Raw genomic sequence first — 13,926 nt, 5'->3', positions numbered from 1 at the left:
AGCTGTTGTGCCTGTTAGCCGCTCTGTTCGATGTCTTCGAGACTGGACTGCAGCGTCGCCATCGCGTCTGCAGAGCTGGTCGCCTGGTCGACGGCGCGGTTGGCCTGCTCTGCGATGACGCTGACCTGATCGGTCCAGACCGAGGTCACGGGGCGGGCCATCGTGTTCTGACCGGCGACACGCAGCGTATCGAGGTAGCGCCCGATCACTTCGATGTTCTGCGCTTCGTCGGAGTCGAACAGGGACGGCCGCGGCGGCACCCAGCCCATGATCGAGAACAGTTCGAGCTGGAAGTCCGAATTCATCATGGCCTCGATGACCTGCGCACAGGCGTCTTTCTTCTGGCTGTTGGGGTTGACCGTCGTGTGCCAGCCACCGAGTGCGGCGGTCGTCCCGCCAGTGCCGGGTTCCTCGGCGTCGGATTCGGGCACGGCGTATGGAATCGGCATCGCACCGAGGTTCTCGCCCAGCGCCGGGTCGTCGGTCTCGTCCGGGTTGCGCCCAGTGAGTGCGAGTGAGTACGGCCAGTTACGGTGCATGACCGCGTTGCCCTCGGCGAAGGGCGCACGGGAGGTTTCCTCAGTCCAGCCGAGGATCTGCGTCGGTGCGATCGATCCGGCCATGTCGTTGATGTTGACGCCCTTGTAGTTCGTCTCGAACTCCTCGCCGTGGACGAACCGGCGCATCATGTTCAGCGACTGGACGACCGGTTCCTTGTCGACGGTGACCGGGCGCTCGCCGACCGGTCCGAAGAGGTTCTCGCGGCCGCCGAAGTACGCGCCGCCCCACGAGGACATGACTTCGTTGAAGTCACAGCAAGCCGTCCCGACGTAGACGTCCCACTGCGTGGTAAAGCCGTGTTCGACGCCGGAGTTGTCGAGCGTGTCGGCGGTGATGTGGGACCACTCTTCCCACGTCATCGGCTCGGTCGCCCAGTTGTTTCCTTCTGGGTCGTAGCCGGCCTCCTCGACGAGGTCCTTGCGGTACTGCATCGTCGGGAAGTCCGGGTAGATCGGCACGCCGAAGAGGTCACCGCTGCCGGGGTCACGGGCCGTCGCGGTGAAGCCCTCGAAGAACTCTTCGTCGACCGTCGACACCAGCTCGCTCGGGAGCAGTTCGCTGAGGTTCTCGATGAGGCCGGCCTGAATGAAGACGTTCACCCAGCCGTTGTCCATCATCAGCATGTCGGGACTGGTCTCACCGGAACTCAGCAGTCGAGTGTAGTTGTCACGTCGTGCACCCGTCTCCTCGTCGCCACCGATGAAGTTGACCTCGATATCGTCCGAGAGGCCACCGAGTTCGTGGAGTGCCGTCGTGATATCGTCGCTGAAGTCCTGGGCTGCCGTCGGGTCGAACCCGAAATTGACCGTCGTCGCTGCACCGCTCCCGCCATCACCAGTCGACGTTCCGGTATCACCGTCCCCGCCCGTGTCACCGTCGCCCCCGCCGACGAGGTCGGCACATCCTGCGAGTGTCGCCGCCACGCCCGTTGCCCCGCTCGCTGCAACGAACCGCCGTCGTGAGACACTGCTTCGCTGTCCGTCGTCGTGTGAGCCGTTATCTGACATCGTCTTTCGTTGAGTTGCGGCGGTCATACTTAAACGTTGCCGATAGTTAACCACACCTGTTGTAAACGTCGTTAGAAACGATGTATTTTCGGATGGATGAACACACATATTGTTAGAATAAATTCACATCTGCACGGACATATATAAATGGACGAGCGGAGGTGTGGAACCGGGATAGTAAACGCGAAACAGATTTCTTGTTTTCTGAAATCGTTAACGGCGGGTGATAACGGCTAGAAGGTAGTGCTTACTGGCTGTCTGACAGGGCCTACCGTCGGCTTATTCGGTGTCGCTGTACGAAAAGGAGACAGTCAAGCGACGAGCCGTCAGTCGTACCGGACGTCTTCGATCGTGATCTCGGAGGCTTCGACCTCCTCGATGACGGCCCCCCAGCCACCGACTTCGACGGGACCGTCGTCGGTTTCCAGCGTGATGCTGACGCGGCCGGCCAGCTGTGAGAGCGGGAGTTGCTGGTCGCGTCCGACCGTCTCGCCCGAGTAGTTCACACGGGCGATCCGGCCGTCGAGGGACACCGTCTCGTTCGAATCGGTTTCGTACCCCTCGACGGTCGCCCTGATCGTCGCACCCTCTTCGAGCAGCGGGTCCACGTCACGGACGCAGTGGCGAAGGTCGACGTAGGTCGTCGGCGTCGTCGGCGTTCGGAGCGTGTAGACCGTGTCCCAGATCTCCCAGAGGCAGGTGAGGAAAAACCAGTGGAACACGTACGTGTGGGTCCGGTCGCTGACGAGCACACCGTACTCGTTGAGTGACTGGCTGTGGGGTGCAAAACAGGTCCAGCGCCGGTCGACGAGCACGAGGAACGGGGAAGGGATGTCCCTGTGGCGGGCTTCCGTACACACACGCGCGAGTTCGTCTTCGGTCGGAAGTGCCTCGTCGTCGGGCGAGGTACAGAGGCTAAGTTTGATGTTGACGCCGCGGTCGAGGGCGTCCGCGAGGGCGTCTTCCAGCGCCCGGAACTGCTCGACGTTGATGCCGATCTGAATCTGTTTCTCGGCGTTCTCGATGATCTCACGAGCGCGATTCATCACCGTGTCGAAGCGCTTGACGATGCTCACTTCGTGTTCGGTGACTGCGGGCTGGTTCCACCGGTCTTCGATCTCCTCGGCGGCGGTCAGGTACTCGCTCGACCGGGATCGGAGGTCGTCGAGCACCGTTTCCGGGTCGTGTGCCCGGGCCGTGAGACTGTCCTGCTGGTACGTCTCGATGTAGCCCTTGGATTCGAGGTCCCGCAGGACATCGTAGATCCGAGGGTCGGGAACCTCACAGGCGTCGGCGATGTCGGTCGCCGAGGCGTTCCCGAGTTCCAGCAACGTCACGTAGGCCTCCGCCTGATACGGCGACAGACCTGCGTCCTCGAGAACCTCGATCAGATCATCGTCGTTCATCGTTTGTGTGTCGCTTCCACAGGATAGGTTATATGCCCGTTGTTCTGTACATTATCTGTCCCCGGGGCGGACGTGACTGTACAGCCGGATCGAACGAGGATCGAGCGAGAGTTCGACCGAGCACCGTCGCTGGGTTCCGGCCGGCCAGCGCTCGAACCGGTGTCTCGGGTGATCGTCTGCCACTGGCACGCCATACCATGCCTTACAACAGGAGTTGTTAAAAACATTGGTGACGGCGAGCCAGTCGGGTTCGCCAACCCTCAAGCCACCCGGGAACGAAGCCGTGGTATGAACGTCCTCGGCACGCTCCGTAATCCGTCCCATACGGGAGAGCGCCGCTGCGTGCCGTGTACGATCGTCAACGTCGCCCTCCTCTGGGCGCTGGTCAACGTCATCGTACTGCTGGGGCCGGCGGTCGTCGCGGTCCCGGTCCTGATCGTCGGTCTCGGTGTGATCTGGCTCCGTGGCTATCTCGTTCCCTACACGCCACGGTTCGCCCCGAAACTGGTCGCCGCCTCGCCGATTCCCGACGAGTGGTTTCACGAGACGAACGAGGCCGGCGCACTCTCGCCCGCCGACGTGGACGGCGAACAGTTGATCGCGGCTCTCGTCGACGCCGGTATCGTCGAGGTCGAGGGCCAGCAGGTGTTACTGGCGCGTGAATTCGAGCGCCACTGGCACGAGGAGATGGACCGACTGGCGGCGCGCTCTCTCTCGGGACTGGCGGACGAAATCGATTCACACGCGGGCGCTCCCGAGGCACGGCCGATCGAGACAGGGGGACAGTCGTGGCTCGCTGTCGACGGGCAGACGGCGCTCATTCCTCGACACGTCGCCGTCGCGGAGGTGGGTGCCGTCGAGGCGCTTTCAGAAGCTATCGAGGACCCAGAGCAGCGACTGGCGATGGCGCGACCGCTCCGTGAGTTCCTCACTGTCTGTCCGGTGTGTGAAACGGCGTTCGAACGGGCGACGGAGGTCACTTGCTGTGGGGGCCACACGAACCCACGCGAGACACCGCGCGAGACGCTAGTCTGTCCGACCTGTGAGCAGGAGTTCCTGCGATTACCGTCGGCACCGGACACAGAGTGAGAGACTATAGTAGCCATTGAAAGTCAATGCACACCCGATCGCACGAGGACAGTGCGATCGGTGTGTGAATCGTGTCAATTGTTACTATAGCAGCCGGCCGGACGGTATGTGGAACGACGAGCAGTTTCGTCGGTGCCGTCCGGCAGGCCGGTACAAGGTGGCCGGGTGTGAAGTGGGGGGATATGGCAGAGGTGTTGTGGGGGGTGAATAGCGTCTGCCGCCGTCGTTCGGGGGGACAAACGACGGTGTCCGACCCAGCCACACGATTTTTACATCAGTTGTAGTAAAAATCTACCGATTCGTATATTTCATAGAATTTGACACGAAACAAGCTCGTGCTCGGCCATTGTGAGTGACGAACGGTCGCCCGTGGACGCGTCGAAATCCCACTGGGTATTAATCCCTCCCGGTCGGAAGGGTCAGTACGACAATGAAGAACATCGACGATCTGATCGAAAGTGCTGCCGATCTCGCCGAACACGGACTCTCGAAGGGTGAGATCGCCGACGAACTCAACGTCTCTCGCGAAACGGCGAGCTGGCTCGTCGAGCAGAGCGGAGGGGCAAGCGAGCCGACGACGGAGCCGACCGGGGGGCCGTTCGACATCCACGTCGACTGGAGCGCGATCGGTCGCGACAGCAGTCGTCTCTCGGCGGTCGGTTCCGCGATGGCCGACCTCCTCCTGAAGCAGGGCGAGGAGATCGACCTCGTCATCGGGATCGAGAAGGCCGGCGCGCCGCTGGCGACGACGGTCGCGACCAACCTCGATGCGGACCTCGGTACGTACGCACCGAGCAAGCACCAGTGGGACGACGACACCGAACAGTCGCTCGATGGCTCGTTCTCCCGGAACTTCGCGCAGATCCGCGGCCGAGACTGCTACATCGTCGACGACACGATCACGTCGGGAACGACGATGACCGAGACCATCGAAGCGATCCGCGATCAGGGCGGCAATCCCGTCGCCTGTGTCGTGCTGGCCGACAAACAGGGCCTGAGTGACGTGAAGGGCGTCCCGGTCTACTCGCTGCTGCAGGTCATCCGCGTCGGAACCGAGAACTAGATGCGGTAGACGGCGGCTTCGTACGGTCGAAGCGTCGTTTCCGAAAGGGTGGTCCCCGGATCGTCGTAGTTCGACAGGAGACACTCGGTCGCGGCTTCGACCGGTAACTCGACCGTCGGCGTCTCGCCGGAGGCGTTCAGGACGACGACGATCCGTTCGTCGTCAAGGCGTCGCTCGTAGACATAGACCTGCTCGTGTGCTGGCAGCAGATCCTCGAAGTCGCCGTCGATCAGCGCCGGTGTCGCCGTTCGTAGCTCGATCAGGTCCCGGTAGTACGAGAGCACGGACTCGGGGTCGTCCGTTTGCTGGGCGACGTTGATCTCGCTCGCGTTGGGATTCACGTCGATCCACGGCTCGCCGTCCGTGAATCCCGCGTGCTCGCCATCGGTCCACTGCATCGGTGTCCGGGCGTTGTCCCGCGTTCGATACTCGACGATCGGTCGAATCTCCGCGTAGCCACAGTCGCGCTCGTCCATCAGTTCGTGGGCGTGGTTGATCGCGTCGACGTCACGAAGGTCGTCGAGCGACTCGAACGGCGCGTTCGTCATCCCCAGTTCCTGTCCCTGATAGACGAACGGCGTGCCCCGGAGCGTCATGATGAACGTCCCCAGTAGCGTCGCCGACTCCCGTCGATACTCGTCGGTGTCGCCGTAGCGGGAGACGACGCGTGGCTGGTCGTGGTTCTCCCAGTAGAGTGCGTTCCAGCCCTCGTCGGCGAGACCGGTCTGCCAGCGTGCCGTGATCTCTTTGAGTTCGGTCAGATCCCAGTCGCCGACGGACCAGCGCCCCGCTGGCCCGTAGTCGAGTTTGGTGTGCTGGAAGTGAAACGCCATGTCGAGCGGCCCGTCCAGACCGGTGTAGGTCGTCGCGTCCTCGACGGTCAACTGTGGCATCTCGCCGACGGTCATCGCGTCGTAGTTCGAGAGGACTTCCCGTTCGAGTTCGACGAGATAGTCGAGCAGTTCCGGTCCATCGATGAAGTGCTCCGAGCCGGTCCACGCAGCGGTCGGATCGCCGTCGGGCAGTCCCTCGGTCTTCGACAGCAGATTGATCACGTCCATGCGGAAGCCGTCGATACCTTGCTGGAACCACCAGTCGACGACCTCGTAGACGGCATCGCGAACGTCCTCGTTCGCCCAGTTCAGATCCGGCTGGCTCGTGTCGTAGAGATGGAGGTACTGGGCGTCACGCACCTCGTCGTCCGCCCAGGCCGACCCACCGAAGAAGGAGTCCCAGTTGTTCGGTGGCTCACCATCCTCGCCCTCGCGCCAGTGGTAGAAGTCCTCGAACTCGGGGTCACCCTCGCGCGAGCGCTGGAACCACTCGTGGTCGACGGACGTGTGGTTCACCACGAGGTCCATCACGAGTTTCATATCGCGGTCGTGGACCTCGTCGAGCAGGCGTCGCCACGTCGCCATGTCGCCGAAGGTGTCGTCGATGGCCCGGTAGTCGCTGATGTCGTAGCCGTTGTCCCGCTGGGGCGATTCGTAGACAGGATTGAGCCAGATCACGTCGACGCCCAGATCGGCGACGTAATCCAGTTTCTCGATGATGCCTTGCAGATCGCCGATTCCGTCGCCGTCCGAGTCGTAGAAACTGCGCGGATAGATCTGGTAGACGACTGCCTCTTGCCACCACGTACGGTCCCGTATCATACCACAGCACTAGCGAGAGTTTACTTAGTCTTTTGCAAGGAGTACAACAGCAGTTGTAAATTATTCTTGGCGCTACAGATGTAACACGTCGTGACGTTCTAGCGTCAGATCGTCTTCGACCGACGACACGGTCATCGTCGGCCAGTCGCCAGTGACAGACAGCGTCTCGACGCCGTCCTCGGTGATCAACTGCGTGTCCTCGCTCTTTGCTCCCTGTACCGTCGGATTCCACGAGTAGGCCATCGGCAGGTAGACCGGCGCGTCGTGGGTCGGCGTGGCGATCCATTCACGGCCGGCGAATCCGGCGGCCCCGCCCTGATGGTGATGCTGCCACTCGCCGTCCCAGCCCAGATCGGCGTAGGCGTCCTGAATCGCAGCGAACACGTCACCGGCGGTCCCACCCGCGTTGCCGACTCGCTGGGTCGCGGCGACGGCCGAGGTCTCGACGCGCGCAGCGTCTTCGGTTCGCGATTCGAGCCAGTCGGGTGCGTCGAACGCGATGGTTCGAGACGTACTCAGGAACAGACCGTCGCGCATCGACGTGATGCTCGCGAGGGCGTAGTCGCCCAGTTCCGTCTCCTTTGCGGTGTAGTGGCGGTACACGGGTGCGCGCTCGCCCCCGCCCACGAGGACGACCGGCGACCAGATGCCCTCGTCTTCGAGCGCACTGTGGATGCGGGCCGCGACCTCGCGTTCGGTATCACTCTGGTCGGCGTTCTGCAGGACCGATTCGAAAGCCGCGGTCGCGTCCGCCGCGAGCGAGCGGTACTGCTCGATCTGGTCGTCGGTGAGTGGCTGGCGGAGATCCCGTGCGTCGACCCGATCGAGTCCGGACACGTCGAAGTCCGCGGCGGCAGGCGTCGGCGTGTGTTCGAGGATCGCGTCGGCAACGCCGTCCTCGTACCACTGGACGGTCTCGACCGCCACGTCGCCGACCTCCTCGTCGATCAGGCGCTGGCCCTCGATGTTGTTCGTGACGACCGTCCGCTCGTCGCCGTCGTAGCCGACCGCGCCGACGCCGATGTCGGTCGCGCGGTCGACGATGTTGTTCCCGCCGCCGGTGAGCCACGCGAAGGAGTTCGGTCGAGCGAACCAGACCGCTTCCAGCCCCTCGCGTTCGAGATAGTCGTCGAGACGGGCCAGCAGCGGCTCGGGATCGACGGCCACGTTCGAGGCCGTCATGCGACGCTCACCCACTCGCCGCGCTCGTCACTGCGCTCGACGGCATCGAGCACCCGCTGTGCTTCCAGCCCGTCCGCGAAACTCGGCTCGAAGTCGGTGCCGTCCCGGATCGCGCTGAGGAACTCGTAGTTCTCGTGGACGAACGTGTGTTCCCAGCCGATGACGTGGCCCGGCGGCCACCAGTGGTCGATGTAGGGATCGTCTGGATCGGTGACCAGCACCGTTTCGAAGCCACGGTTCCCCGCGCGCTTGAGTTCGAGTTCGTTCAGGCGTTCGAGGTTGAATCGCAGGCTTCCCTCGGAACCCTCGATCTCGATCGTGTGGTCGTTCTTACAGCCGTTGGCAAAGCGAGACGCTTCGAGCGTCCCCATCGCGCCGTTCTCGAACTCGACCTGGGCGCTGTAGGCGTCGTCGACCGTCACTGCTCGTGTTTCGCCCGCACTGCCGTCGACGGGGCGCTCGTCGACGAACGTCTTGAGATGCCCGCTCAGTCGTTCGATGTCACCCGCTGTGTCACCGAGCAGGAAGTGCGCGAGATCGACCGTGTGGGCACCCAGATCGCCCAGCGCGCCGCTGCCGGCCATCTCCTCGTCGTTGCGCCAGCTCCACGGTGCCTCGGGGTCGACGAGCCAGTCCTGTAGATAGCGCCCACGGAAGTGATGGATCTCGCCGAATTCGCCCGCTTCGATCAGGTTTCGGGCCTTCCGCAGCGCCGGGACGAAGCGGTAATTGAACGCCGTGCCGTGGACGACGCCGGCATCGGCCGCGGCGTCGGCCATGTCCTCGGCCACGGCAAGCGTCGGTGCAAGCGGTTTCTCACAGAACACGGGCGTCCCTGCTTCGAGCGCGGCGATAGATGGCTCGGCGTGGACGTGGTTCGGGCCGAGATTGTAGAACACGTCCACCTCGTCGACCACGTCGCGCCAGTCCGTGGCGGTCCGGTCGAAGCCGAGCCGCTCGGCCGCGTCTGCGAGTGCCTTCTCGTCCCGTCCCACGATCACGTCGCGGTTGGTGTCCGGTGCGTCGTCGAAGAACATGGGCAGGCGGTCCAGCGCGTTGGAGTGAGCCTTGCCCATGAACCCGTACCCGAGAATACCGATATCGAGCGTCATGTTGAGATCACCTCAAGAGTCACGCCTGACGGTTCACAACGGTGGTAGTATAGTCCTTCGCCTCGGGGCAACAGCCGAAAGTCACTACAGGAAGTCGTCGATACCGGGACTCTCGCCGCCGGACCCACCACCACTGTCGCCACCGGGGACCAGTTCGGCGACGGCCGTCGCGAAGGCGTTGAGACCGCGCGTTTGATACCAGACAGTGCCCGGCCCGGAGAACTCGAAGACCAGTCCTTCCCCGCCGAGCAGCGTCGATTTCATGCCGCCGGGTCGGTTGGCGTCGAAGTCGACCGACCCCTCCCAGGCGACGACGTTCTCGTTGTCGATGTGATACGTCTCGCCGGCGTCGAGTTCGATCGACTCCAGCCCCCCGAACGCTTCGAGGAACACGTCCCCGGTCCCGTCGAGCGTGAGCGGCGTGATGCTGGCCCCCGCCAGCATCGACTTGAGACCGCCGAATTCCGTTTCGATATTGACCGCGGGGTCAGACGCTAGCCACGCGCCGTCGACGGCGTAGATCGTCTCGTTCGAGAGGTCGTAGTGCATCACGTCGCCCGGTGTCGGCGGTGCGAGCGTGACGCGACCGGACCCACCCGTCGCGGTGAACTCGTTCGAAAAGAAGGACTCGCCACCGAGCATCGACTTGGCGGAGTCGAGCAGTCCGTCGTTGCTCGTCGTCGTATCCATCGACACGTTCGAAGAGTGACTCGTCATGGCGCCCGGTTCGGCCTGAATCGTCTCACCGTCGTCGAGGTCGACGACGACGTGCGTGTAGGAGGGCTTGTGTGTCAGCTCGTACTCCATATTGGCAAGTGGCTCGGTGCTATGGTATAAACCTACGGGAAAAGACAGTACGGAGATACTTCTGTGCAGGCGAGTGGACTACACCCAGTGAGCGTCGCCGGGCTGGGTCTCGAAGACGACCTGTTTGAGCAGGTCGACGCCCTTTTCGAGACCTTCGTTGGCGGAGGTCAGGGAGTCCTCGTGTTCGATCGAGAGCGCGCCGTCGTAGCCGACCATCCGCAGCGTCGAGACAACGTCGCGCCAGTGATCCTCGCCGTGGCCGTAGCCGATCGAGCGGAACAGCCACGAGCGGTCGATTTCGTCCGTGTACGGCGTGGTGTCGAGGACCCCCTTCGTGCGGGCCTGCTCCTCGTAGACCTTCGTGTCCTTGGCGTGGAAGTGATGAATCGCGTCGTGCTCGCCCAGCAGGCGAATCGCGTCGGTGATCGAGATACCCTGCCAGTACAGATGTGAGGGGTCGAAGTTCGCACCGATGTACTCGTTGGTCATCTCGCGGAGGTCGAGCATCCCCTGTGGCTCGTAGACGAGCATGTTGGGGTGCATCTCGATGGCGACGTGCACGTCGTGGGCTTTGGCGTGTGCTGCGAGGTCAGACCAGTAGTCGACGGCCACGTTCCACTGGTACTCGTGGGCCTCAGCGTGTTCGTTGGGCCACGGTGCGGTGATCCAGTTGGGTACCTCGCCGGCCTCGCTCCCGGCGGGGAGTCCCGAGAAGCAGGTGACGGCGTCGACGCCAAGTTGGTCAGCCAGTTCGATGGCTTCGCGCAGTTCCGTGTCCGCTTGCCCGGCGCGCTCCTCGTCCGGGTGGAGGGGATTGTTGTGCGTCGCGAGCGCGCTGACCTGCATGTCGTGTTCGTCGAGCAGATCGTGCAGTTGAGCCTGTGCGTCCTCGTCGTCGAGATACTGCTCGCGTGAGAGGTGGTCGTCGCCGGGAAAGCCACCACAGCCGAGTTCGACGGCGTCGACACCGATGGTATCGAGGTACGAGAGGGCATCTTCGAGGGACTGACCACCGAGGGGAACGGTTAGTACACCTACGTCCATGGCCGAGTTTTACAACGGTCGTTGTTATAAAGACAGGGGAGCGTCACGGTGCGCCTGACGGCATCACGATGGGGCTTACTCCGCGACGGAGTAGCGGTCGAACAGCGTCGAGAGCTGTTTCGAGCGCATGGTGAGCATCTTGACGTTGACGTACATTTCGCCGAGTGCGAGGTTCTGCTCTTCGGCGATGCCGGCGACGTGTTCGGCCTCCTCGACGTTCTCTCGGGAGATCTCGGCTGCCTGATCGGCGATCGAGGCGACCTCCTCGGAACTGGCGGCCTGGTCGTCTGCGGCGTTGCTAATTTCCTTGACGCCACTGGAGGTTCGCTGGACGTGTTCCATGATCGATTCCAGCGATTCGAGGCTGTCCTCGACGGTCTCGCGACCGGTCTCGACCGAGCCTTGCATCTCCCTGATCTCGTCGGATGCCTGCTCGGTCTGGTCCTGTATTTCGCCGATGAGGTTCTCGATCTGGTTGGTCGCGTCTTTGGTCTGCTCTGCCAGTGATTTGACCTCGTCGGCGACGACGCCGAAGCCGTTGTTGTTCGCCCCCGAAGAAGCGTGGGCTGCCTCGATCGAGGCGTTGAGCGCGAGGATGTTCGTCTGTTCCGCGATGTTGTCGATCAGGTCGACGATCTGGCCGACCTCGTCCATCTGGGCGTTGAGTTCCTCGATGGAGTCGACCACGTCTTCGGTCTGATCGGAGGTGTCGACCATCGCATCACGGGCTTTTCGCCCCGACTCGATGCCTTCGACGGTCTGTTTCTCGGTCTTGTCCGCCATCTCGGAGACCTCGTTGGTCGACGCAGCGATCTCCTCGATGGTCGCGGACATCTCACCCATCTCGTCGCTGATCTGGGAGATCTGCTGGTGCTGGTCGTGGAACACGTCCGCGATCTCCTGGACCGACTCGGCGACGTTGGCACTGGCTTCCTTGACGGCCTGGGTCGCCGACGTGACCTGCTCACTCGAGCTTGCAACGTCAGCCGAAAAGGCCCCGCCGGTCTCGACCGTCTGTTCGAACGCCGCGGACATCTCGTTGTACTCGCGGCCGAGTTCGTTCAGGGCCTCCGAGGGCGTGTCAGTGTCCATTCGCTGACCGAGATTTCCCTCGGTGGCCGCGTCGATGACTTTACAGCTTCTGGCGATGTGCTCGTCGAGTTCTTCGAACGTCGACCCATCACCCGCGGCGACACCCCCGTCCGGCGTCACGGTCGGGTCGGAAGACGGATCCGGTAACGAGGCTCTGGCCTGTTCCAGATCGGCACGGATCTCCTGAAGTTCGCCTTCGAGGGTCGCGCGCCGCGAGTGGACCGATTCGTTCTCCGATCGGAGCGCATCACGTTCCTCGATGAGTGAGTCGACCTGCCGGCGGAGGTCGACGACCGAGTAGACGCCACCGGCCACAGCGACGAGGAGACCGAGCGCTGCGAGCGGCAAGTACGCACCACCGGTCACGACTGCTGGAAGCGACATCTGATAGATGCCGTGACAGAGTTGCCCACCGACAGCGACGGAACCACTTCGTTTGATAGTGTCTTCCATGGTCATTGGCTTTGAGAGGGATTCACTATCTTTACTGGTCGGTTCATAATCTTAGCGGCAATACACCACGGAGTATAAAGTGCTGATGGGTCCGATTTCAGCGTCTGATAATCCACCCACCGCGCCGGCAAGCGTTTCGAGTGGCGCAACATGGAATATCTTTTTACCTGCCGGTCGGAATCAGCAAGCATGGGAAACGACATTAATTACGCAGACCTGCACGATCCCAACGCGGAGTATACGATGCGGGACCTCTCGTCGGAGACGATGGGTACGACGGCAAAGCGCGGCGGCGGCCGCGACGTAGAGATAACGGACGTTCAGACCACGATGGTCGACGGAAACTTCCCGTGGACCCTCGTGCGCATCTACACCGACGCCGGCATCGTCGGCACCGGTGAAGCCTACTGGGGAGCAGGCGTCCCCGAACTCATCGAGCGAATGAAGCCGTTCGTCATCGGGGAAAACCCACTCGACATCGACCGCCTCTACGAGCACCTCATCCAGAAGATGTCCGGCGAAGGCTCCGTCGAAGGCATCACCGTCACCGCCATCGCCGGCATCGAGATCGCACTGCACGATCTGGCCGGCAAGATTCTCGAAGTGCCGGCCTATCAGCTTCTCGGTGGCAAGTACCGCGACGAGGTTCGCGTCTACTGTGACTGCCACACCGAAGAAGAGGCCGACCCCGACGCCTGTGCGGCCGAGGCCCGCCGCGTCGTCGACGAACTCGGCTACGACGCCCTGAAGTTCGACCTCGACGTGCCCAGCGGTCACGAGAAAGACCGCGCGAACCGACACCTCCGCCCGGGCGAGATTCGCCACAAGGCCGAGATCGTCGAGAAGGTCACCGAGGAAGTCAAAGACGAGGCCGACGTTGCCTTCGACTGTCACTGGACCTTCTCCGGTGGCTCCGGCAAACGCCTCGCCAACGCCCTCGAAGAGTACGACGTGTGGTGGCTCGAAGACCCCGTTCCGCCGGAGAACCTCGAAGTGCAGGAAGAGGTCACGAAGTCCACGATGACGCCGATCACCGTCGGTGAGAACCGCTATCGCGTCACCGAGGAACGCCGCCTGATCGAGAATCAGGCCGTCGACATCATCGCGCCCGACCTCCCGAAGGTCGGTGGCATGCGCGAGACCCGCAAGATCGCAGACGTGGCGAACCAGTACTACATCCCCGTCGCGATGCACAACGTCTCCTCACCGATCGCGACGATGGCGAGCGCCCACGTGGGCACCGCCATCCCGAACGCGCTGGCCGTCGAGTACCACAGCTACGAACTGGGTTGGTGGGAGGACCTGGTCGAAGAGGACGTCATCGAGAACGGCTACATCGAAATTCCCGAAGCGCCGGGTCTCGGCCTGACGCTGGACGAGGACGCCGTCGCCGAGCACATGGTCGACGGCGAGACCCTCTTCGACGAAGCGTAGCAAAGCGAGCTTCGTCGTGCT

At 62.9% G+C, this 13,926-nt stretch carries 11 protein-coding genes; 3 read left to right on the top strand and 8 right to left on the bottom strand.

Annotation, left to right across the window (positions count from 1 at the left end; translation table 11 throughout):
* Positions 1-14 precede the first annotated feature (14 nt).
* Positions 15-1,568, bottom strand: coding sequence for a substrate-binding domain-containing protein (locus AC5FRW_RS12470; RefSeq protein ID WP_493568787.1), 1,554 nt, complete (start codon positions 1,566-1,568; stop codon positions 15-17).
* Between the two features lie 326 nt (positions 1,569-1,894).
* Positions 1,895-2,974, bottom strand: coding sequence for a TrmB family transcriptional regulator (locus AC5FRW_RS12465; protein ID WP_493568786.1), 1,080 nt, complete (start codon positions 2,972-2,974; stop codon positions 1,895-1,897).
* A 288-nt stretch (positions 2,975-3,262) separates the two neighbouring features.
* Between AC5FRW_RS12465 and AC5FRW_RS12460 the strand changes: the two genes are divergently transcribed.
* Together AC5FRW_RS12460 and gfcR are read left to right on the top strand one after the other, a co-directional pair.
* Positions 3,263-4,063: a DUF8054 domain-containing protein gene (locus AC5FRW_RS12460; protein ID WP_493568785.1), complete on the top strand. Its 801-nt coding sequence runs from the start codon at positions 3,263-3,265 to the stop codon at positions 4,061-4,063.
* Positions 4,064-4,493: 430 nt separating this feature from the next.
* Entirely contained in the window at positions 4,494-5,126 is a 633-nt protein-coding gene (gene gfcR, locus AC5FRW_RS12455) for a transcriptional regulator GfcR (RefSeq protein ID WP_493568784.1), read from the top strand.
* On the opposite strand, the gene AC5FRW_RS12450 is transcribed toward gfcR, so the two are convergent.
* From AC5FRW_RS12450 to AC5FRW_RS12425, 6 genes are all read right to left on the bottom strand, one after another.
* Complete coding sequence (locus AC5FRW_RS12450; RefSeq protein ID WP_493568783.1) at positions 5,123-6,781, bottom strand: alpha-glucosidase; 1,659 nt, start codon at positions 6,779-6,781, stop codon at positions 5,123-5,125. The genes gfcR and AC5FRW_RS12450 overlap by 4 nt on opposite strands.
* A gap of 72 nt (positions 6,782-6,853) precedes the next feature.
* Entirely contained in the window at positions 6,854-7,963 is a 1,110-nt protein-coding gene (locus tag AC5FRW_RS12445; RefSeq protein ID WP_493568782.1) for a M24 family metallopeptidase, read from the bottom strand.
* Entirely contained in the window at positions 7,960-9,075 is a 1,116-nt protein-coding gene (locus AC5FRW_RS12440) for a Gfo/Idh/MocA family protein (RefSeq protein ID WP_493568781.1), read from the bottom strand. Before AC5FRW_RS12440 ends, AC5FRW_RS12445 begins: the two co-directional genes overlap by 4 nt.
* Before the next feature lie 84 nt (positions 9,076-9,159).
* Positions 9,160-9,882, bottom strand: coding sequence for a TIGR00266 family protein (locus AC5FRW_RS12435; protein ID WP_493568780.1), 723 nt, complete (start codon positions 9,880-9,882; stop codon positions 9,160-9,162).
* Between the two features lie 78 nt (positions 9,883-9,960).
* Entirely contained in the window at positions 9,961-10,926 is a 966-nt protein-coding gene (locus AC5FRW_RS12430; protein ID WP_493568779.1) for a sugar phosphate isomerase/epimerase family protein, read from the bottom strand.
* A gap of 75 nt (positions 10,927-11,001) precedes the next feature.
* Positions 11,002-12,471, bottom strand: coding sequence for a methyl-accepting chemotaxis protein (locus AC5FRW_RS12425; protein ID WP_493568778.1), 1,470 nt, complete (start codon positions 12,469-12,471; stop codon positions 11,002-11,004).
* A gap of 189 nt (positions 12,472-12,660) precedes the next feature.
* Between AC5FRW_RS12425 and AC5FRW_RS12420 the strand changes: the two genes are divergently transcribed.
* Entirely contained in the window at positions 12,661-13,905 is a 1,245-nt protein-coding gene (locus tag AC5FRW_RS12420; protein WP_493568777.1) for a mandelate racemase/muconate lactonizing enzyme family protein, read from the top strand.
* The last annotated feature ends 21 nt before the right edge of the window (positions 13,906-13,926 follow it).

The organism is Halomicrobium sp. HArcht3-1 (assembly GCF_058933345.1).
The sequence above is the reverse complement of the archived record's forward strand: the minus strand, read 5'-3'. Positions and strand labels throughout refer to the sequence as shown.

What these genes read in the sequence shown, in the direction of transcription:
- AC5FRW_RS12470 (WP_493568787.1), bottom strand. Translation starts at nt 1,568, where the DNA reads ATGTCAGATAACGGCTCACACGACGACGGACAGCGAAGCAGTGTCTCA.
- AC5FRW_RS12465 (WP_493568786.1), bottom strand. Translation starts at nt 2,974, where the DNA reads ATGAACGACGATGATCTGATCGAGGTTCTCGAGGACGCAGGTCTGTCG.
- AC5FRW_RS12460 (WP_493568785.1), top strand. Translation starts at nt 3,263, where the DNA reads ATGAACGTCCTCGGCACGCTCCGTAATCCGTCCCATACGGGAGAGCGC.
- gfcR (WP_493568784.1), top strand. Translation starts at nt 4,494, where the DNA reads ATGAAGAACATCGACGATCTGATCGAAAGTGCTGCCGATCTCGCCGAA.
- AC5FRW_RS12450 (WP_493568783.1), bottom strand. Translation starts at nt 6,781, where the DNA reads ATGATACGGGACCGTACGTGGTGGCAAGAGGCAGTCGTCTACCAGATC.
- AC5FRW_RS12445 (WP_493568782.1), bottom strand. Translation starts at nt 7,963, where the DNA reads ATGACGGCCTCGAACGTGGCCGTCGATCCCGAGCCGCTGCTGGCCCGT.
- AC5FRW_RS12440 (WP_493568781.1), bottom strand. Translation starts at nt 9,075, where the DNA reads ATGACGCTCGATATCGGTATTCTCGGGTACGGGTTCATGGGCAAGGCT.
- AC5FRW_RS12435 (WP_493568780.1), bottom strand. Translation starts at nt 9,882, where the DNA reads ATGGAGTACGAGCTGACACACAAGCCCTCCTACACGCACGTCGTCGTC.
- AC5FRW_RS12430 (WP_493568779.1), bottom strand. Translation starts at nt 10,926, where the DNA reads ATGGACGTAGGTGTACTAACCGTTCCCCTCGGTGGTCAGTCCCTCGAA.
- AC5FRW_RS12425 (WP_493568778.1), bottom strand. Translation starts at nt 12,471, where the DNA reads ATGGAAGACACTATCAAACGAAGTGGTTCCGTCGCTGTCGGTGGGCAA.
- AC5FRW_RS12420 (WP_493568777.1), top strand. Translation starts at nt 12,661, where the DNA reads ATGGGAAACGACATTAATTACGCAGACCTGCACGATCCCAACGCGGAG.